The 19,045-nt window shown below is 72.6% G+C and carries 15 protein-coding genes; 10 read left to right on the forward strand and 5 right to left on the reverse strand.

Going from position 1 to position 19,045, the window contains the following annotated elements:
- Positions 1-108: 108 nt before the first annotated feature.
- A complete protein-coding gene (gene disA, locus ACFYOV_RS07630) occupies positions 109-1,233 on the reverse strand; it encodes a DNA integrity scanning diadenylate cyclase DisA (RefSeq protein WP_389083984.1) in 1,125 nt (374 codons plus the stop codon).
- Positions 1,234-1,313: 80 nt separating this feature from the next.
- Positions 1,314-2,723, reverse strand: a complete 1,410-nt coding sequence (radA, locus tag ACFYOV_RS07635; RefSeq protein WP_389083987.1) for a DNA repair protein RadA — start codon at positions 2,721-2,723, stop codon at positions 1,314-1,316.
- Positions 2,724-3,262: 539 nt separating this feature from the next.
- Between radA and ACFYOV_RS07640 the strand changes: the two genes are divergently transcribed.
- The gene (locus ACFYOV_RS07640) at positions 3,263-5,104 is read left to right on the forward strand and encodes a hypothetical protein (protein WP_389083990.1); all 1,842 of its coding nucleotides are present in this window, start codon (positions 3,263-3,265) and stop codon (positions 5,102-5,104) included.
- 73 nt (positions 5,105-5,177) lie between these two features.
- On the opposite strand, the gene ACFYOV_RS07645 is transcribed toward ACFYOV_RS07640, so the two are convergent.
- Positions 5,178-6,062: a hypothetical protein gene (locus ACFYOV_RS07645; protein ID WP_389083994.1), complete on the reverse strand. Its 885-nt coding sequence runs from the start codon at positions 6,060-6,062 to the stop codon at positions 5,178-5,180.
- Positions 6,063-6,157: 95 nt separating this feature from the next.
- On the opposite strand from ACFYOV_RS07645, the gene ACFYOV_RS07650 reads away from it, so the two are divergent.
- The 4 genes from ACFYOV_RS07650 (at position 6,158) to ilvD (ending at position 10,850) form a co-directional block, all read left to right on the forward strand.
- Entirely contained in the window at positions 6,158-7,090 is a 933-nt protein-coding gene (locus ACFYOV_RS07650) for a Ppx/GppA family phosphatase (RefSeq protein ID WP_389083997.1), read from the forward strand.
- A gap of 232 nt (positions 7,091-7,322) precedes the next feature.
- Positions 7,323-8,165: a sugar phosphate isomerase/epimerase family protein gene (locus ACFYOV_RS07655; protein ID WP_389083999.1), complete on the forward strand. Its 843-nt coding sequence runs from the start codon at positions 7,323-7,325 to the stop codon at positions 8,163-8,165.
- Positions 8,162-8,863: a TetR family transcriptional regulator gene (locus ACFYOV_RS07660; RefSeq protein WP_389084002.1), complete on the forward strand. Its 702-nt coding sequence runs from the start codon at positions 8,162-8,164 to the stop codon at positions 8,861-8,863. Before ACFYOV_RS07655 ends, ACFYOV_RS07660 begins: the two co-directional genes overlap by 4 nt.
- Before the next feature lie 133 nt (positions 8,864-8,996).
- Positions 8,997-10,850, forward strand: a complete 1,854-nt coding sequence (ilvD, locus tag ACFYOV_RS07665) for a dihydroxy-acid dehydratase (protein WP_389084004.1) — start codon at positions 8,997-8,999, stop codon at positions 10,848-10,850.
- 117 nt (positions 10,851-10,967) lie between these two features.
- On the opposite strand, the gene ACFYOV_RS07670 is transcribed toward ilvD, so the two are convergent.
- Positions 10,968-13,199 carry a PQQ-binding-like beta-propeller repeat protein gene (locus tag ACFYOV_RS07670; protein ID WP_389084007.1) on the reverse strand — a complete coding sequence of 744 codons (2,232 nt, stop codon included), beginning with the start codon at positions 13,197-13,199 and terminating at the stop codon, positions 10,968-10,970.
- 183 nt (positions 13,200-13,382) lie between these two features.
- On the opposite strand from ACFYOV_RS07670, the gene ACFYOV_RS07675 reads away from it, so the two are divergent.
- The 5 genes from ACFYOV_RS07675 (at position 13,383) to proC (ending at position 17,187) form a co-directional block, all read left to right on the forward strand.
- Complete coding sequence (locus ACFYOV_RS07675) at positions 13,383-13,697, forward strand: SH3 domain-containing protein (RefSeq protein ID WP_389084009.1); 315 nt, start codon at positions 13,383-13,385, stop codon at positions 13,695-13,697.
- A 43-nt stretch (positions 13,698-13,740) separates the two neighbouring features.
- Complete coding sequence (locus ACFYOV_RS07680) at positions 13,741-14,250, forward strand: EamA/RhaT family transporter (RefSeq protein ID WP_389084012.1); 510 nt, start codon at positions 13,741-13,743, stop codon at positions 14,248-14,250.
- A gap of 283 nt (positions 14,251-14,533) precedes the next feature.
- Entirely contained in the window at positions 14,534-15,391 is an 858-nt protein-coding gene (locus tag ACFYOV_RS07685) for an ABC transporter ATP-binding protein (RefSeq protein WP_389084014.1), read from the forward strand.
- The gene (locus ACFYOV_RS07690; RefSeq protein WP_389084017.1) at positions 15,388-16,173 is read left to right on the forward strand and encodes an ABC transporter permease; all 786 of its coding nucleotides are present in this window, start codon (positions 15,388-15,390) and stop codon (positions 16,171-16,173) included. The genes ACFYOV_RS07685 and ACFYOV_RS07690 overlap by 4 nt, the downstream gene beginning before the upstream one ends.
- A 201-nt stretch (positions 16,174-16,374) precedes the next feature.
- Positions 16,375-17,187 (forward strand): pyrroline-5-carboxylate reductase, encoded by an 813-nt coding sequence (gene proC / locus ACFYOV_RS07695; RefSeq protein WP_389084019.1) that lies wholly within the window; start codon positions 16,375-16,377, stop codon positions 17,185-17,187.
- A gap of 34 nt (positions 17,188-17,221) precedes the next feature.
- On the opposite strand, the gene trpS is transcribed toward proC, so the two are convergent.
- The gene (gene trpS / locus ACFYOV_RS07700) at positions 17,222-18,232 is read right to left on the reverse strand and encodes a tryptophan--tRNA ligase (RefSeq protein WP_389084022.1); all 1,011 of its coding nucleotides are present in this window, start codon (positions 18,230-18,232) and stop codon (positions 17,222-17,224) included.
- Positions 18,233-19,045: the final 813 nt, after the last annotated feature.

The following is a 19,045-nucleotide window of genomic DNA, read 5'->3' on the forward strand; positions in this document are numbered from 1 at the left end:
AGGCGTGGCCGATCTCGCTCTCGACCTCCGGGTGGATGACCGCTCCCCGACCTGCCGAGGAGGGGGCCGCTCCAGGCCCCTCCGCACGACGGGCCCCGGACGCCGCCCTCAGACGTACCGCTCCAGGATCGAGCTCTCCGCGAGCCGGGACAGGCCCTCGCGGACGCTGCGGGCGCGGGCCTCGCCGACGCCGTCCACCGTCTGGAGGTCGTCCACGCTGGCCGCCAGGAGCTTCTGGAGGCCGCCGAAGTGCTCCACCAGGCGGTCGATGATCGCGCCGGGCAGCCTCGGGACCTTCGCCAGCAGACGGAAACCGCGCGGGGACACCGCCGAGTCGAGCGTCTCCGGGGAGCCGGTGTAACCGAGGGCCCGGGCCACCGTCGGCAGCTCGAGCAGCTCCGCGTGGGTGAGCGCGTCCAGCTCGTACAGCGCCTCGTCGACCGTGCGGGAGCGCTTGGCGGTGGGCTCGGGGACGTAGTCCCGCACCACCAGCTCGCGCTCCGGCTCCACGCCCGCGATCAACTCGTCCAGCTGGAGGGCGAGGAGACGACCGTCGGTGCCCAGTTCGACCACGTATTCGGCGATTTCGGTGGCGATACGGCGCACCATCTCCAACCGCTGTGCGACCGCCGAGACGTCCCGGACGGTCACCAGGTCCTCGATCTCCAGCGCCGACAGTGTGCCCGCGACCTCGTCGAGGCGGAGCTTGTAGCGCTCCAGCGTGGCCAGTGCCTGGTTCGCCCGGGACAGGATCGCCGCCGAGTCCTCCAGGACACGGCGGTGGCCGTCGACGTACAGCGCGATCAGGCGCATCGACTGGGAGACCGATACCACGGGGAAGCGGACCTGCTTGGAGACCCGGTCGGCGGTGCGGTGCCGGGTGCCGGTCTCCTCGGTCGGGATCGTCGGGTCCGGCACCAGCTGCACGCCCGCACGGAGGATCTTCGACAGGTCCGAGGACAGGACGATGCCGCCGTCCAGCTTGCACAGCTCGCGCAGCCGGGTCGCCGTGAACTCCACGTCCAGGACGAATCCGCCGGTGCACAGCGCCTCGACCGTCTTGTCGGAACCGAGCACGATGAGACCGCCGGTGTTGCCGCGGAGCACGCGTTCCAGGCCGTCGCGCAGGGCGGTGCCGGGTGCCACGGCGCTCAGCGAGGCGCGCATCAGGCCATCGGAACCGGCACTCCCACCGGACTTTCCGGGAGCTGCTGCCCGGTCGTTGGCTGCCACTGCACTCCTCCGGTCGCAGGTTCTGGGCGCCCCCGTTTCGCGCACTCGGTTCGTACGGACGGGCGAGACCTGGGCAAAGTCTACCGGCGCTCCTCCTCGTCCCGTGGGGCCTCTCGCCGACGGGAGCGCGGAAGGACCCGCAGGGCGTCCCCTATGTCCGCCACTTCCAGCACCTTCATCCCCGTGGGGATCTTGCCCGGATCGCCCGGTACCAGGGCGTGCGTGAAGCCCAGGCGGTGCGCCTCGGCGAGCCTGCGCTGCACGCCCGTGACCCGCCTCACCTCGCCCGCGAGTCCGACCTCGCCGATCGCCACCAGGTTCTTCGGCAGGGGGGTGTCGCTCGCCGCGGACGCGAGCGCCAGGGCCACGGCGAGGTCGGCGGCCGGTTCCGAGAGCTTCACCCCGCCGACCGTCGCGGAATAGATGTCCCGTTTGCCCAAGGCGCTGATCCTGCCGCGCTGTTCCAGCACCGCGAGCATCATCGACACGCGCGAGGTCTCCAGGCCGGACGTGGTGCGCCGGGGGGAGGGGATCTGCGAGTCGACCGTGAGCGCCTGGACTTCGGCGACCAGGGGGCGGCGGCCCTCCAGGGTGACCGTCAGGCAGGTGCCGGGGACCGGTTCGTCACGACGGGTCAGGAAAAGTCCGCTCGGGTCCGCGAGGCCCGTGATGCCCTCGTCGTGCAGTTCGAAGCAGCCGACCTCGTCGGTGGTGCCGTAGCGGTTCTTCACCCCCCGGACCAGGCGCAGGCGGGCGTGCCGGTCGCCCTCGAAGTGCAGGACGACGTCGACCAGGTGCTCCAGCAGGCGCGGACCGGCGATCGCGCCGTCCTTCGTGACATGCCCCACAAGGAGGGTGGACATCCCGCGCTCCTTGGAGGCCCGGATCAGGGCGCCGGCCACCTCGCGGACCTGGGCCATGCCGCCTGGAGCCCCGTCGATCTCCGGGGACGCCACCGTCTGCACCGAGTCGAGGATCAGCAGGGACGGCTTGACCGCGTCGAGATGGCCGAGCACGGCGGCCAGATCCGTCTCCGCGGCGAGGTACAGGTGGTCGTCGATGGCGTGGATGCGGTCGGCGCGCAGCCGCACCTGGCTCGCCGACTCCTCGCCGGTGACGTAGAGCGTGGGGTGCTCGTCGCTCGCCGACTTCGCCGCGACGTCGAGCAGCAGCGTGGACTTGCCGACGCCCGGCTCGCCGGCCACCAGCACCACCGCCCCGGGGACCAGCCCGCCGCCGAGCACCCGGTCCAGCTCCGGCACGCCGGTGGAGCGGGCGGCGGCCTGGCGGCCGTCGACCTGGCCGATGGGCAGGGCGGAGGTGGTGACCCGGCCGGGGGCGGTCGTGCGGACCGCGGGCGCGCCGTACTCCTCGACCGTCCCCCATGCCTGGCACTCGGGGCAGCGGCCGAGCCACTTGGCCGTCTGCCAGCCGCACTCGGTGCAGCGGTAGGACGGTCGGTCCTTGGTGGTCTTGGTACGGGCAGCCATGCGCAAAAGGTAGCGGGCCCCACTGACACCGCCCCCGCCCGCCTGTCGCCCCCGGCCCGCCCAGCGCCGTTCGGCCCGTCTCCGCCCCCTGCTCGTCGGACGGCCCTGCGCGCCCTCGCCCGGCTGCCCGCCCCACCGTCGCCCCGTCCGGTCGCTCGGCTCCGGGCCGCGCGTCGGCGTCCGGCCCGCCTCTCGCTCCTGGGCCGCATGTCGCCCGCGGCCCGCCCAGCGCCGTTCGGCCCGTCTCCGCCCCCTGCTCGTCGGACGGCCCTGCGCGCCCTCGCCCGGCTGCCCGCCGTGCCCCGCCGGCCCGGCTGCCCGCCGTGCCTGTCGGCCGGCGCCCGCGTGCCCGTGCGCTCCGCCGGACAGCCGACAACGCGCGCCGGTGCTGAGCCGGCGCCCCGCGCCTCCCCGCTCGGAAGGCGCTCCCCACGGAAGCGAAAGGTTCCTGTCCCCTATTGAGGGATCGTTTCACCCGTACGGATTAAAAGTGCGCCGGGCTCGCTGAGCGCCCGCCCCGGTCCCCCTACGGTCGCCGAATGATGAGCAGTGGCCCGCAGACCCCGACCCGCACGACCGGCACTCACCGGGCGCACCGGGAGGTGCGTGACCGCGGGGCCGCGCGCACGCTGGCGCAGCGGCCGTCGGCGCCCCATGAGCCGTACGTGGACGGCCTGTTCACCTACTGCCTGTCCGTGCTGTGCGACCACGACGCGGCGACGGCCGCCCTCGCCGACGTCCTGGTGCTCGCCGAGCGCCGCGGCCGGCACGTCCCCGAGGCGTCCGGGGATCGCCGCGCCTGGCTGTACGCGCTGGCCCGCTGGGCGTGTCTGCGCAAGCTGACCGAGGCCAAGCAGAAACGTCAGGCCACCCACGCGGCGGGCCGCACCGACCGCCGGCGCGCGGCGCGCACCACCGCCGGCCCCGCCGTCTCCGAGGAGGCGCAGGAGCAGCGGCGCCGCGAACTGGCCCTGCTCGCCTGGCCGGAGGCCGCCGGTACCACCCCCGAGCAGCGCGAGGCGCTGGAGCTTGCCGTGCGCCACCACCTCTCCGCCCAGGAGGTCGCCGCCGTCCTGGGCCTGAAACCCGCCGCCGCCCGGGAACTGCTCGCCTCCGCCGCCTGCGAGGTCGAGCGCACGCGCGCGGCCCTCGCCGTCGTCGAGACCCGCGCCTGCCCCGGCGTGGCGCATCTCACCGGCGACCACCGGCTCGTGCTCAGCACCACCCTGCGCCGCGAGCTGGTGCGGCACGTCGACGACTGTCCGCGCTGCCGCCGCACCGCAGAGCGGGCCATCCCCGGCCGCTGGCCCGGCACCAGCGTCACGCCGGACGCCCTGCCCGTCCTGCCGGCGCCCCGCACGGCGCTGCACACCGCCCTCGCGCACCACCCACGCGCGCGTGCCGCCGCGCCCCGCTTCGACCGGCGCGGCTTCCCGATGGAACCCAAGGACCGCGCCGCCCGCAGGGACCGGCTGCGGTCCCGCGCCGTCACCACGACCGTCGTCGCCACCGTCGTGGCCGCACCCGTGCTCGCGCTGTGGGCCGCCTACCGGGGCACCCCGGTCGGCGAGGCCGAGGACGGCCGCTCGGCCTCCGCACGGGAGGCCGACGGCCAGGTCGACCTCGACGGCGGGGACGCGGGCGGCTACGAGAACACCGGCAACGCCGGCAGCCGGCCCGGCGCCCGCTTCGGCGAGGACGGCAAGGCCGACGTGTCCGTGGAGGTCGTCGGCGTCGCCGGTGCGGGCCGCAAGGGCGCCGCCGCCATGGACGTCACAGCGGGCCACAGCGGCGACACCACGCTGATCACGCTGACCGCCACGGGCTCCCACCCGGTGCGCTGGTCCGCGACCACGGGTGCGTCCTGGCTCTACCTCAGCCAGTCCTCGGGAACCCTCCGGCCGGGCCAGTCCCTGACGATCAAGGTGTACGTCGACCAGCTGCGCGAGCCGTCCGGCCCGTGGAGCGCGCGGGTGGCGATCGCACCCGCCGGCGTCGTGGTGACCATCGACGGCCTCGGCACCGCGCCCGCCCCCTCCGACCCGGCTCCCTCGCCGCCCGGTCCCTCCGACCCCGCGGGCCCGCCCCCCGGCACGGGCACGCCCAGCGCCCCGCCCTCTTCGTCCGGCCCGGACCCGACCCCCACGACACCCCCGCCCTCGGAGCCCGCACCGAGCGACCCGGGCCCGTCGCCCGACCCGGCCCCGACGTCCTCGGAGCCGGCGAGCGCCGAACCGATGGCCGCAGCCGAGCCCGGGTCCGAGCACCGGTCCGAGCCCCGGTCCGAGTTCGGTTCCGAGTCCAGGTACACCGAGCCCGGGTCCCCGGAGCCGACGGACTCCGGGCCGATGGGCGATGGCGGCCCGAGCCCGTCCGCGTAGTGCGTAGTAGGGGATTACGCACTAGGGGATACGGCCAGTGCGGCGGCGCGGAGCCGGGGGAGCGGGCGTGGGATCAGCCGGCCGGGTCCGCCGGGTCCGCCGGGTCCGCCGGGTGCGCCGCCAGCAGGGGCAGCTGCGCGGCCAGCCGTTCCTCGCACAGCTCGACCAGGCGGTCGTAGCCGGCCTTGCCCATCAGCTCGGTCAGCTCCGCCCGGTAGGACACGTACACCGGCTCGCCCGCGCCGTGCGCCGAGGTCGCCGACGTACACCACCAGTGCAGGTCGTGGCCGCCCGGTCCCCAGCCCCGGCGGTCGTACTCGCCGATCGACACCTGGAGCACGCGCGTGTCGTCGGGCCGGTCGATCCAGTCGTACGTCCGCCGGATCGGCAGCTGCCAGCACACGTCCGGCTTGGTCTCCAGCGGCTCGCGGCCCTCCCGGAGAGCCAGGATGTGCAGCGAGCAGCCCATGCCGCCCGCGAAGCCCGGCCGGTTCTGGAAGATGCACGAGCCCTGGAAGGGACGGGTCTGGCGGTCGCCGTCCTCGTCCTCCGACACCCAGCCGCCCCGGGTCCCCTCCGCGTGGTGCTGCCAGATGTCGGGAGTGAGCCTGGCCACGTGCCCGGCGACCCGCTTCTCGTCGTCCTCGTCCGAGAAGTGGGCACCCAGGGTGCAGCACCCGTCGTCCGCGCGGCCCGCCTGGATGCCCTGGCAGCCGCTGCCGAAGATGCAGTTCCAGCGCGAGGTCAGCCATGTCAGATCGCAGCGGAAGACCTGCTCGTCGTCCGCCGGATCAGGAAACTCCACCCACGCACGGGCGAAGTCGAGGCCCTTTTCGTCGTCCACCGGCGCCTTCCCCGACTCCCGCGGTGCTTTCACCCGCGAAGGACCGCCGACCGGTTCGGCCTTCTTGGCCCGCTTGTCCGTCTTTTCATCCTTCGCCTTTTTCGTCTTTGGCACCCGTCCAGGGTAAGTGGCCCACACCCCCGGCCGGCACCGACTCGGACACTGCCGAGGGGGCATCGCACCGCACGGCGGGCAGTAGCGTTCCGTCCATGAGACTCGGTGTCCTCGACGTGGGTTCGAACACGGTGCATCTGCTGGTGGTGGACGCACACCCCGGCGCGTGCCCCCAGCCCGCGCACTCGCACAAGGCCGAACTGCGCCTCGCCCAGCTCCTCGACGACGGCGGGGCGATCGGCCCGGACGGGGTGGACCGGCTCGTCTCGGTCGTCAAGGACGCCCTCCAGGCCGCCGAGGACAAGGGCGTCGAGGAACTGCTGCCCTTCGCCACCTCCGCGGTGCGCGACGCGGACAACGCCGACGAGGTCCTCGCCCGCGTGCGCGAGGAGACCGGGGTCGAGCTCCAGGTCCTCAGTGGTGAGGAGGAGGCCCGGCTCACCTTCCTCGCCGCCCGCCGCTGGTTCGGCTGGTCCGCCGGGAAGCTGCTCGTCATCGACATCGGCGGCGGCTCCCTGGAGATCGCCTACGGCATGGACGAGGAGCCCGACGCCGCGGTGTCCCTGCCGCTGGGTGCGGGCCGCCTCACCGTCGGCTGGCTGCCCGGCGACCCGCCCGACGCGGACGACGTCCGCGGGCTGCGCCGTCATGTGCGCACCGAGATCGCCCGCAGGGTCGGCGACTTCAGCCGCCTCGGGGCGCCGGACCACGTGGTGGCCACCTCCAAGACGTTCAAGCAGCTCGCCCGGATCGCGGGCGCCGCACGCTCCGCGGAGGGCCTGTACGTCCAGCGGGAGCTGAAGCGGGAGTCGCTGGAGGCCTGGGTGCCCCGGCTGGCCGGCATGACCGCCGCCGAGCGCGCCGAGCTCCCCGGCGTCTCCGAGGCCCGCGCGAGCCAGCTCCTCGCCGGCGCCCTGGTCGCGGAGGGCGCGATGGACCTGTTCAGGGTGGAACGGCTGGAGATCTGCCCGTGGGCGCTGCGCGAGGGCGTGATCCTGCGTCGGCTGGACCACATGGGACCCGTGTGATGGCGTAGGGCCGGACGCCCGTCGCTACGCCCGAGGGCGGTCGGCCGTCGGGTGCACGAGCGGGCCGGGGCCGGTTAGCTGAATCACACATGTGTCCGAACCGCCGGTCCGCGCGGGGTCCGGCGGGTGCCCCCTGCCCTGCGGACATGCGGTTTCTCCGGCCACCGACCCCCCTGGCCGAAGCCCGCCGTCCCCGGCCCGCGCGTCGAACACACCCCGTACCCTGTCCCTCGTGGCAGAACCAGCGGTGCGCATCCCGGATGCGAAGGTCGCTCTGTCGACGGCCTCCGTCTATCCGGAGTCGACGGCGACGGCCTTCGAGACAGCCGCGCGCCTCGGCTACGACGGTGTCGAGGTCATGGTGTGGACCGACCCGGTCAGCCAGGACATCGAGGCGCTGCGCCGGCTCAGCGACTACCACCGCATCCCCGTCCTCGCCGTGCACGCGCCCTGTCTGCTCATCACGCAGCGCGTGTGGTCCACCGACCCGTGGACCAAGCTCCAGCGGGCCCGGGCCGCCGCGGAGAAGCTCGGCGCCGGCACGGTCGTCGTCCATCCCCCCTTCCGCTGGCAGCGGCAGTACGCCCGCGACTTCGTGGACGGAATCTGGCGGATGGCGAACGAGACGGACGTGCGCTTCGCCGTCGAGAACATGTACCCCTGGCGCTACCGCGACCGCGAGATGCTCGCCTACGCACCCGACTGGGACGTCACCAACGACGACTACCGCCACTTCACGATCGATCTCAGCCACGCCGCCACCGCCCGCGCCGACGCCCTGGACATGCTCGACCGCATGGGCGACCGGCTCGGTCACGTGCACCTCGCCGACGGCCGGGGCTCCGCCAAGGACGAGCACCTCGTGCCCGGGCGCGGCACCCAGCCCTGCGCCGAGGTGCTCCAGCGGCTCGCGCTGAACGGCTTCGACGGCCATGTCGTCATCGAGGTCAACACCCGCCGGGCGATGTCCGCCGCGGAGCGCGAGGCGGACCTCGCCGAGGCGCTGGCCTTCACCCGGCGGCACCTGGCCTCGGCGCCCGCGCCGAACTCCCGGCTGAAGGTGGACCGACGATGACCGGAGCCGCCGCACCCGGCGGCACCTCCGCGCGCGGCGACGGCACGGCCGGCCCGGGCGGCGCACCCGCGGGCGACCCCCCCGGCCCGGGCCCCGGCAACGGCACCGCGCGGCGCCGCGGCCGGCCCCGGCGCACCGAATCCGCCGGCACCCGCGACCGCATCCTGCACGCGGCCCGCGAGGAGTTCTCCGAGCGCGGCTACGACAAGACGTCCGTGCGCGGCATCGCCAAGGCGGCCGGGGTCGACTCGGCGCTGGTGCACCACTACTTCGGCACCAAGGAACAGGTCTTCGAGGCGGCCGTCGAGGTCGCCCTCGCGCCCGTGCTCAGGGCCCGGGACGCGATGATCGAGGGCCCGGTCGAGGACGTGGGCGAGCGGCTGGCCCGCATGTTCTTCGGGCTCTGGGAGAACCCGGTGACCCGGACCCCGATGCTCGCGATCGTCCGCTCCGCCGTCAACAACGAGACGGCCGCCGCCGTCTTCCGCCGCCTGGTCGCCACCCAGCTGCTGCGCCGCATCGCCGTCCAGCTCGGCCTGCCGGACGGGGAACTGCGTGCCGAACTGGCGGCCGCCCAGCTGGTCGGCGTCGCGATGATCCGGTACGTGATCAAGGTGGAACCGCTGGCCTCGGCCGACGCGGAGCAGATCATCACGCGGGTGGCGCCGGTGGTGCAGGGGCATCTCACCGGCAGGTGAACCCGTACGGGAACTGAGACACGCGTCCCGCATGGCGGACACCTCGTCCCGCCCTCTGGAGCACCGGCGTACGCTCGACCTCAGTCAGAACTCTCTGGCCGGCACCCTCGAAGGTCTGAAGGAGCGAGCGACGATGCCCGAGCTGAGGTCCCGCACAGTCACCCACGGCCGCAACATGGCGGGCGCCCGCGCCCTGATGCGCGCCTCCGGTGTACCGAGCGCGGACATCGGCCGCAAGCCGATCATCGCCGTCGCCAACAGCTTCACCGAGTTCGTCCCCGGCCACACCCACCTCGCCCCCGTCGGCCGGATCGTCAGCGAGGCGGTCGTGGCGGCCGGCGGCATCCCGCGCGAGTTCAACACGATCGCCGTCGACGACGGCATCGCCATGGGCCACGGCGGCATGCTGTACAGCCTCCCCTCCCGCGACCTGATCGCGGACAGCGTGGAGTACATGGTCGAGGCCCACCGCGCGGACGCCCTGATCTGCATCTCCAACTGCGACAAGATCACCCCGGGCATGCTCAACGCCGCCCTGCGCCTGAACATCCCGACGGTCTTCGTCTCCGGCGGCCCCATGGAGGCCGGCCGTGCCACGCTGGTCGACGGCACGGTCCGCACGCTCGACCTGATCGACGCGATGGTGGAGGCGGCCAACGACAAGGTCTCCGACGCGGACGTGCTCCGCATCGAGGAGAACGCCTGCCCGACCTGCGGCTCCTGCTCCGGCATGTTCACCGCCAACTCGATGAACTGCCTGACCGAGGCCATCGGCCTCTCCCTCCCCGGCAACGGCTCGGTCCTGGCGACCCACACCGCCCGCAAGGACCTGTACGTCCGCGCGGCCCACACGGTCATGGACCTGACCCGCCGCTACTACGAGCAGGACGACGACACCGTCCTGCCCCGCAGCATCGCCACGGTCGCCGCGTTCGAGAACGCCATGGCCCTGGACATCGCCATGGGCGGCTCGACCAACACGATCCTGCACCTGCTCGCCGCCGCCCAGGAGGCGGAGGTCCCCTTCGGGCTCACCGAGATCGACGCCCTCTCCCGCCGCGTGCCCTGCCTGGCGAAGGTCGCGCCCAACGTGGCCAAGACCCGCACGTACTACATGGAGGACGTGCACCGCGCGGGCGGCATCCCGGCCCTGCTGGGCGAGCTGCACCGCGCGGGGCTGCTCAACGAGGACGTCCACTCGGTCCACAGCCCGACGCTGGCCGACTGGCTGAAGACATGGGACATTCGCGGCGGATCGCCCTCCCCCGACGCGGTGGAACTCTGGCACGCGGCCCCCGGCTGCGTCCGGTCCGCCGAGGCATTCTCCCAGTCCGAACGCTGGGACACCCTGGACGAGGACGCCGAGGGCGGCTGCATCCGCTCCGCCGAGCACGCCTACTCCAAGGACGGCGGCCTCGCGGTGCTGCGCGGCAACCTCGCCGTGGACGGCTGCGTGGTCAAGACGGCCGGCGTCGACGAGTCGATCTGGACCTTCGAGGGCCCGGCGGTCGTCTGCGAGTCGCAGGAGGAGGCCGTCGAGAAGATCCTCACCAAGCAGGTCAAGGAGGGCGATGTCGTCGTCATCCGCTACGAGGGCCCCAAGGGCGGCCCCGGCATGCAGGAGATGCTCTACCCGACCTCGTACCTGAAGAGCCGCGGCCTCGGCAAGGCGTGCGCCCTGATCACCGACGGCCGCTTCTCCGGCGGCACCTCCGGCCTCTCCATCGGCCACGCCTCCCCCGAGGCGGCCTCGGGCGGCACGATCGCCCTGGTCCAGGACGGCGACCGGATCCGCATCGACATCCCCGGCCGCTCGGTCGAGCTGCTGGTCGACGACGCGGAACTGTCCCGCCGCGAACAGGCCCTGAACGGCCGGTACGCCCCGAAGAACCGCGACCGCAAGGTCTCCGCGGCGCTCAGGGCCTACGCGGCGATGGCGACCAGCGCGGACAAGGGCGCCGTCCGCGACGTCACCAAGCTGGGCTGACGCACCCACCCGCGTCCCACTCGCACGGGGCCGCTCCCGAGAACCGGGGCGGCCCTGCCCGGGTCCCGGGGCCGGCCGATCCGACGGGACGGGGCGATGCAGGCCCCCCGGGTCGCCTCACCAGCCCTCCGGATCACTCCCGTCCACACCGAAGACGCTCCCGTCGGGCGCGGAACCGTAGACCCGGCCGCCCACGAGCACCGGCCGCGGAAGCGTGGCGGCGACCCGGTCACCGGCCGCCGCCATCCGCGGAGCCGTCTGCCCCACCAGCCGCCCCACCCGCGCGTCCACGGCGAGCAGCCGCCCGTCCGGCGCGGTGAGGTAGACGTGCCGATCGTCGGCCACGGGGGCGGATCCGCGGGTGATGCCGGTCTCCAGGCTCCACCGCAGCCGCAGCGCCCCCATGTCGACGGCCACGAGCCTTCCGCCCGTCCCGGTGAGATAGGCGACGCCCCCGCGCACGGCGCCGTGAGGCTGCGCCAGCCGGACGGGCAGCGGCACGCTCCGGGTCCTTCGGGTGTCCGGCGTGTAGCGGACCACGGCCCGCGCCTCCCGGTAGACCGCGTCGACCGAGATCAGCACCAGGGATCCGTCCGCCGTACCGACCGGGGTCAGTGCTCCTGGCAGCCGGGCGTCCCAGGCGACCTCGCCCGTCGCCGGATCGATCGCCGTGACCAGAGTGCTCGAACTGTCGCCGGACGTGCTCGCCGCGTACGCCAGCGGGTCCCCCGGGAACGACGCGAACGACGGCGTCCGGTGCCCCGGTACGGCATGACTCCAGGCCGTGTCCCCGGAGGCGCCGTCCACGCCGGTGATCGTGCCGTCGGTCCCCGTGAGAAGCAGCGTGTCTCCGGCGTGCGCGATGCTGCGGTACTCGGCGACGTCCCGCCGCCACACCGGACTTCCCGACGCGGGATCGAGGGCCTCCAGGCCACGGCTCTGTACGAGCGAGGGCTGAACGAGGCTCCCCGACACGACGGGCGGACCGCTCAGGGCCGTCCGCGCCACGTGGTGCTCCCACAGCAGACGGCCGTTGTCCGGATCCAGGGCGAAGACCCGTCCGGGCCGCGTACACAGGAGCCGCCCGGCCGCGTGCGAGCAGTGCACGGAACCGAAGGCGGCCGTGGGCGCCGTCGCCCACGGCGCGAAACCGGCCGGCGTGGTGTGCGACACGGTGTTGTCGGGCGCCGGATCCTCGACGCCGGACCACTGCACCGCGACGAGCGTGCCGACCAGGGCGAGCGCGAGGGCGCCGGCACCGAACATCGCCCGCCTGCCCGGCCTCCGCGCGCGGCGCTCGTCGGCGGTCCCCACGGTGCGGGGCGCCTTCCCGCGCTCCTGGTCGGCCTCGTCTTCCTGGTCGGCCCCGCGCTCCTGGTCGGCCCCGTGTTCCGCATCGCGCTCCGGCTCCGCTTCGGGCTCCGGTCCGGTTTCGACTCCCGTCCCGGGTTCGGCCTCGGGCTCCGGTCGGTCGTCGGTCCGCGTGCGCTGTGCCGGTACGAACGCCTGGGTGTCGTAGATGGCCGCGGCGGCCCGCAGCTCCCGCATCAACTCGTCGGGCGAGGGCCGTTCTTCCGGCTCCTTGGCCAGACAGCGCTGGACCAGGGGAGCGAGGCCGTCCGGGACACCGGTCAGGTCGGGCTCGTCGTGCACCACTTGGTAGGCGACGACGTACGGACTGTCGGAGTCGAACGGCCCGCGCCCCGTCGCCGCGTGCACGAGGACCGAGCCGAGCGCGAAGACGTCGGCGGCAGGTCCCACCTCACGCGGGCGGCGGAACTGCTCGGGTGCCATGAAGGGCGGCGTACCGATCAACTTGCCGGTTTCCGTGCGCAGTTCACTGTCCGTTGGCCGGGATATGCCGAAGTCGATGACCTTCGGCCCGTCGTCGGCGAGGAGCACGTTGCTGGGTTTCAGATCGCGGTGAACGACTCCGACCCGATGGATGTCGCGCAGCGCCTCGGCGAGTCCGGCCATCAGCCGACGCAACTGGGTCGAGTCCATGGGGCCATTCCGCTTCACATGCTCGGCAAGGGTTGGTCCGGCGATGAACAACGTGGCCATCCACGGTCGTTCGGTCTCCGGGTCGGCGTCGACGACCGGCGCCGTGAAGGCACCGCTCACTCTGCGCGCCGCCGCCACCTCCTGCCGGAAGCGGCCCCTGAACTCGGGATCACGGGCGAATTCGGCGTGCACCACCTTCACCGCGAGCTTCATCCCGGACGCGCTGCGGGCCAGGTGCACCACACCCATCCCACCGGAGCCGAGACGCGACTCGAGACGGTAGTGACCGGCATATTCCGGAAGTTCCGCTTCCGCGCTCGCTCCGGCATTCCGCTGTGGCGCCATGGGACCACCCCCGTGCTCTACGTCCGCGTGCGCGACGCACGGAGCCTAGTCGATGACTCGTTCGGGACCGAGGCGGCTTGCTAGCGTCCGTGTTGCACAGACGCGCAGGTGTGCGTGGCGCGTTCTCGGGGCATCAACGGCACCCCATGACAGGCGTGGGGTGCACAACGGGGGAGGTTTTCCATGTCCGTCGACCGTGTCGAAGAGACAGCGGGCACCAACGCGGCGGAGTCCGTCACCACGACGGCCCTGCGCTACTACTCGGTCGCCCCGGGCGTCCGCCTGAACGTGCGCAGCGGCCCGGGCACCGGCTACGGCATCGTGCGGGTCCTGCCCGAGGGCGCGAAGGTCCCCATCTTCTGCCAGACGCCGGGAACGTGGGTCACGGGCCCGTACGGCACGTCGAACATCTGGGACAACATCGACAGTGGCGAGTACGTCGCGGACGCCTTCGTGCAGACCGGCAGCGACGGATACGTCGCCCCCCGCTGCGGCTGAACCCACCCGGAGCCCGTGGAGCATCCGGCGCCATAATCGATGCGTGAGCGCAGAGAACGGCACCCCGGACAGCACCGCGGGCTCCCTGGAATCCGCGGGCCCCCGGCCCGAGCCCATCCGGTTCTTCGGCACGACCTGGGTCGACCACGACAGCGGCTACACCGCCCGCCGCATCGGCGTCGCCGCCGGCTCGCTCGCCGCGGCCGCCGCCGCCTGCCTCGTGCTGCGCGTCGCCTACCAGGGCCTCCAGATCGCCGCCGTCGGCGGTTTCGTCACGGGCCTCATGGTCGTGATGTTCGCGATCTGCAGCGCGCTCGCCTTCGGCCACACCTGGGGAAGCTTCACCCGCCGCCCCGACCCCGAGCGCCAGGCATCCCTCCGCGGCCTCCTGGCCATCGGCTTCGTCGGCACCCTCCTCGCGTACTTCTTCCGTACATTGACCGAGGCCCCGGGCGAAAAGCTCCACCGCCAGGAGTACGAAGCGGCCCGCGCCCAGCACGAGAAGCGCACCTCCCGGCGCTCCGGCAACCCGAAGAAGCGCCGCCGCTCCTGACCGGCCGACCCGGCATCGAAACCGCTCGCGGCTTCGACAACCCCCGGTATCGACACCGACGCCGGCACGGGCAACAACACCCGCTCCCGCGTCGACACCACCCCGTAACCAGGCCGGCCCGAACCAGGTCCCAGCCCCCTCAGATACAGCCCCCTCAGATACAGCCCCCTTCGGACAGGGCCCCCCTTTCAGCGCCTCAGGCCCCGTGAACCCCACGGCGGCCCGCTCCGCGCTGCCCACGTTCCGCTTGACGCACGCCACCCCCAGGAGGACTATTCATCACATGATGAATTATCCGTCCGAGCAACCCCACCCGCTGCCCGGGACCGACACCGGAACCCCGCCCCCCGCCCACAGCCCCACCCCCGCAGCCGACGACCCCCCGGCCATCCGCGGCCGGAACCTCAGCGTCGTCCGAGGCCCCCGCACCGTCCTGCGCGACCTGGACTTCGCCGTGCCGCCCGGACAGATCACCGGCCTCCTCGGCCCCTCCGGCTGCGGCAAGACGACGCTGATGCGGGCCATCGTGGGGACGCAGGCCAAGGTCACCGGCACACTGGAGGTCCTCGGCCGGCCAGCCGGACACCCCCACCTGCGCACCCGCATCGGCTACGTCACCCAGGCCCCGTCGGTCTACGACGACCTCACCGTCCGCCAGAACCTCGACTACTTCGCCGCGATCCTCGACCCCGGACACGCGGAGGCCGACCGCCGCCACGCGAACGTCACCCGAGCCATCGCCGACGTGGACCTCACCACCCACGCCGACGCCCTGGCCGGCAACCTCTCCGGCGGCCAGCGCAGCCGCGTCTCCCTGGCCGTCGCCCTCCTCGGCGCCCCCGAACTGCTGGTGCTGGACGAGCCCACGGTCGGCCTGGACCCCGTCCTGCGCCGCGACCTCTGGCAGCTCTTCCACACCATCGCCGCCGACCGTGGCGCGACCCTGCTGATCTCCTCCCACGTCATGGACGAGGCCGAGCGCTGCCACCGCCTGCTCCTCATGCGTGAGGGCGAGATCCTCGCCGACGACACTCCCGACGCCCTCCGCGACCGCACCGGCGCCGAGACCGTCGAGGCCGCCTTCCTGCACCTGGTGGACGCGGCCGTCGCAGCCGCCCGCACGAGGGAGACCACCCGATGAGCACCAGCCCCGCGCCGACCCTCGCCCCCGCGCCGACCAGCCCCCTCAACCTCTCCCGCACCACCGCCACCGCGGCCCGGGTGCTGCGCCAGCTGCGCCACGACCCGCGCACCATCGCGCTGATGCTGCTCGTCCCCTGCCTGATGCTGTTCCTGCTGCGTTACGTCTTCGACGGCAGCCCGCGCACCTTCGACAACATCGGCGCATCGCTCCTCGGCATCTTCCCGATGATCACGATGTTCCTGGTGACCTCCATCGCCACCCTGCGCGAACGCACCTCCGGCACCCTCGAACGCCTCCTCGCCATGCCCCTCGGCAGGGGCGACCTCATCGCCGGGTACGCCCTCGCCTTCGGTGCCGTCGCGATCATCCAGTCCGCCCTGGCCACCGGCCTCGCCCTCTGGTTCCTGGGCCTCGACGTCACGGGCAGCCCCTGGCTGCTGCTCCTGGTGGCGCTGCTCGACGCGCTCCTCGGCACAGCCCTCGGCCTCTTCGTCTCGGCCTTCGCGGCATCCGAGTTCCAGGCGGTCCAGTTCATGCCGGCGGTGATCTTCCCCCAGCTCCTCCTCTGCGGCCTCTTCACCCCGCGCGACAGGATGCACCCGGTCCTGGAGGCCATCTCCGACGTCCTCCCCATGTCCTACGCCGTCGACGCGATGAACGAGGTCCTCCGGCACACCGACATGACCACCGCCTTCGTTCGCGACATCCTGATCGTCGCCGGCTGCGCCCTGCTGGTCCTCGGCCTCGGCGCGGCGACCCTGCGACGCAGGACGGCATGACGCAGGACGGCATGAAGCAGGACGGTGTGACGCAGGACGGCATGACGCGAGCCGGCGTGCGGACGGCGTGCGGACGGTGGGACAGGACGACGCGGCAACGACCTGCGTCACCGTCCCGCCCACCGGACACGCCCCCGCCTCCGAGCCCCCGGGTGCGAGGATGAACCAGGACGACGCACACCCCGGAGGGCACCCGCAGCCATGACGCAGAAAGTCGCAGTCCTCGGCACCGGAAAGATCGGCGAAGCCCTGCTCAGCGGAATGATCCGAGCCGGCTGGGCCCCCGCCGACCTCCTGGTCACCGCCCGCCGCCAGGAGCGAGCCGACGAACTCCGCACCCGCTACGGAGTCACCGCGGTCTCCAACCAGGAGGCCGCCAAGACCGCCGACACCTTGATCCTCACGGTCAAGCCGCAGGACATGGGAAGCCTCCTCGACGAACTCGCCCCCCACGTCCCCGCCGACCGCCTGGTCATCAGCGGCGCCGCCGGCATCCCCACCTCCTTCTTCGAGGACCGCCTGGCCCCGGGCACCCCCGTGGTCCGCGTCATGACGAACACCCCCGCCCTCGTCGACGAGGCCATGTCCGTCATCTCCGCCGGCAGCCACGCCACCGCCGAGCACCTCGCCCACGCCGAGGAGATCTTCGGCGCCGTCGGCAAGACGCTGCGTGTCCCCGAGTCCCAGCAGGACGCCTGCACCGCCCTCTCCGGCTCCGGCCCGGCGTACATCTTCTACCTGGTCGAAGCCATGACCGACGCCGGCATCCTGCTCGGTCTGCCCCGCGACAAGGCCCACGACCTGATCGTCCAGTCCGCGATCGGCGCCGCCACCATGCTCCGCGACAGCGGCGAACACCCCGTGAAGCTGCGCGAGAACGTGACCTCCCCCGCCGGAACCACCATCAGTGCCATCCGGGAACTCGAGAACCACGGCGTACGGGCCGCGCTCATCGCCGCCCTGGAGGCCGCCCGCGACCGCAGCCGCGAACTGGCCTCCGGCACCAAGGACTGACAGTGATGATTGCTGTGGCTCCGCCCGGGGGCGGTCACCCGCCGTCGGACCCCGTAGGCAGCAACCCGATCGCCCGATAGGCCGCCTCCACGGTCGGCCGGGCCATGCCCCGTGCCCGCGCCGCACCGTCCCGCAGCACGCCCTCCACGTAGCCCGGATCCGCGCACAGCTCCTTGTGCCTCTGTTGCACGGGTCCGAGGACTTCCACCACGGCCTCCGCGGTGTCCTTCTTCAGAGTGCCGTACGAGTCGTACCGACCGGCCAGCTCCGCGGGGTTCCCACCCGAGCACGCCGCGAGGATCTCCAGCAGGTTCGCCGGCCCCGGACTGGACTCCCGGTCGTACAGGACCTCCCGCCCGCTGTCGGTCACCGCCCGCATGACCTTCCTGCGTACCACGTCGGGCTCGTCCAGGAGGTAGACGATCCCCGGCCCGGTGTCGTCGCTCTTGCCCATCTTCGACGCCGGTTCCTGGAGGTTCATCACCCGCGCCGCCACCGTCGGATGCGTGGCCCGCGGCACCACGAAGGTGTGCCCGTAGCGCTGGTTGAACCGCACCGCCAGGTCCCGGGTCAGCTCCACGTGCTGGGCCTGGTCGTCCCCGACCGGCACTTCGTGGGCTCCGTACGCCAGGATGTCCGCGGCCATCAGCACCGGATACGTCAGCAGCGACAGCCGCACGCTCCCGCCCCGACGAGACTCGAGTGCGGCCTTCTCCTTGTACTGGATCATCCGCCGCATCTCGCCGTCGGTGGCCACGCACTCCAGCAGGTACGACAGCCGCGCGTGCTCGTCCACATGGCTCTGCACGAACACCGTGCACAGCGCCGGGTCGAGCCCCGCCGCCAGCAGCAGGGTCGCCGCCTGCCGACTGAGCCTGCGCACCCGCGCCGGATCGTGGTGCACGGTCAGCGCGTGCAGATCGACGATGCAGAACAGCGCGTCCGCCCGGTGCTGGTCCACCGCGGCCCACTGCCGCATGGCCCCCAGATAGTTCCCCAGCGTCAGATGCCCGGTCGGCTTGACTCCGCTGAACACCCGTGTCATCTCGTCTCCCTCTCCCGGTCGAGGCCGCCCGCCCCCGGCCGGCCGCCCCTCGGAGCTCTGAAGGGAGAAACAAGAACGGCCGCCGAGGCGGCGGCCGTGAGTGCATACGTAAGGACGGCCGCCGTCAGGCGGCCCACCAGAACTGGCGGTACGTACGCGTCGTCATGCGGACAAGAGTACGCCGCACGGGAGGGGTGAGGACGCGAGTTGACACGTCCCGGGGGCATCCGTAGTGTTCTCCGAGTTGTCCGACGTGAGCGCCGACTCCGGTCGGTCCCCGGACAGCCACTCCGCTAGTACCACCTCTACTCGACGGCAGTCGTATGTCTTCTGCCTGGCGCCGTGTATTGGTATGCGTATGAGCGGAATGAGGAATCCGCGCCCGAAAGGGCGCAGGCCCCCGATTAGCTCGGGAGCCGGGAATCCGCTAAAGTCTCACTCGTCGGAACGGCCCAGCGGCCGGGAAGACAAACCCCGCTGACTGGGGGTCAGGTCGAGAAAAGGATCTGATAGAGTCGGAAACGCAAGACCGAAGGGAAGCGCCCGGAGGAAAGCCCGAGAGGGTGAGTACGAAGGAAGCGTCCGTTCCTTGAGAACTCAACAGCGTGCCAAAAGTCAACGCCAGATATGTTGATACCCCGTCTCCGGCATCAGCTGGGACGAGGTTCCTTTGAAAAAACACAGCGAGGACGCTGTGAACGGTCGGGCCTATTCCGCCCGACTGTTCCGCTCTCGTGATGTGTTTCGCCGGATCACCGGCAAGCATTCACGGAGAGTTTGATCCTGGCTCAGGACGAACGCTGGCGGCGTGCT

Source organism: Streptomyces sp. NPDC005931 (assembly GCF_042871235.1).
Lineage (GTDB): Bacteria > Actinomycetota > Actinomycetes > Streptomycetales > Streptomycetaceae > Streptomyces.

Excerpts from the sequence above, each read along its gene's own strand:
- ilvD (WP_389084004.1), top strand. The coding sequence starts at position 8,997 with ATGCCCGAGCTGAGGTCCCGCACAGTCACCCACGGCCGCAACATGGCG.
- ACFYOV_RS07685 (WP_389084014.1), top strand. The coding sequence starts at position 14,534 with ATGATGAATTATCCGTCCGAGCAACCCCACCCGCTGCCCGGGACCGAC.
- ACFYOV_RS07640 (WP_389083990.1), top strand. The coding sequence starts at position 3,263 with ATGATGAGCAGTGGCCCGCAGACCCCGACCCGCACGACCGGCACTCAC.
- proC (WP_389084019.1), top strand. The coding sequence starts at position 16,375 with ATGACGCAGAAAGTCGCAGTCCTCGGCACCGGAAAGATCGGCGAAGCC.
- ACFYOV_RS07675 (WP_389084009.1), top strand. The coding sequence starts at position 13,383 with ATGTCCGTCGACCGTGTCGAAGAGACAGCGGGCACCAACGCGGCGGAG.
- ACFYOV_RS07650 (WP_389083997.1), top strand. The coding sequence starts at position 6,158 with ATGAGACTCGGTGTCCTCGACGTGGGTTCGAACACGGTGCATCTGCTG.
- trpS (WP_389084022.1), bottom strand. The coding sequence starts at position 18,232 with ATGACACGGGTGTTCAGCGGAGTCAAGCCGACCGGGCATCTGACGCTG.
- ACFYOV_RS07660 (WP_389084002.1), top strand. The coding sequence starts at position 8,162 with ATGACCGGAGCCGCCGCACCCGGCGGCACCTCCGCGCGCGGCGACGGC.
- ACFYOV_RS07690 (WP_389084017.1), top strand. The coding sequence starts at position 15,388 with ATGAGCACCAGCCCCGCGCCGACCCTCGCCCCCGCGCCGACCAGCCCC.
- ACFYOV_RS07670 (WP_389084007.1), bottom strand. The coding sequence starts at position 13,199 with ATGGCGCCACAGCGGAATGCCGGAGCGAGCGCGGAAGCGGAACTTCCG.
- radA (WP_389083987.1), bottom strand. The coding sequence starts at position 2,723 with ATGGCTGCCCGTACCAAGACCACCAAGGACCGACCGTCCTACCGCTGC.